The following is a 291-nucleotide window of genomic DNA, read 5'->3' as shown; positions in this document are numbered from 1 at the left end:
CTGATCAGCGGTATCGGCACTGCCGGTGACACCATCATCGTGTACGCGGCCGACGCGGCGGGTAACCACCCGATTGGCAGCACCACCGTGCAGGCCAATGGCACCTGGTCACTGACGCCAACCACGCCACTGCTGGAAGGTCAGAACCAACTGACCATCGTGGCGGTGGATGCGGCAGGCAACAAGACCACGCCAAGCACCCCATCGTATGACCTTAACGTCGACATCACCGTGCCGACGCAGCCGGCGATCACCAGCGTGGTGGACAACGCCGAGCCGCATGTCGGGCCA

The 291-nt window shown here is 63.9% G+C and carries 1 protein-coding gene; it reads left to right on the top strand.

Translation table 11 applies throughout. The features are described 5' to 3' along the window. Positions 1-291, top strand: a 291-nt coding sequence (locus tag AC2A1E_RS24485; protein WP_484385921.1) for an Ig-like domain-containing protein, incomplete at both ends; no start/stop codon positions are given.

The sequence above is a fragment of the Serratia sp. HNCC26DJ206 genome, from assembly GCF_057180605.1.
The sequence above is the reverse complement of the archived record's forward strand: the minus strand, read 5'-3'. Positions and strand labels throughout refer to the sequence as shown.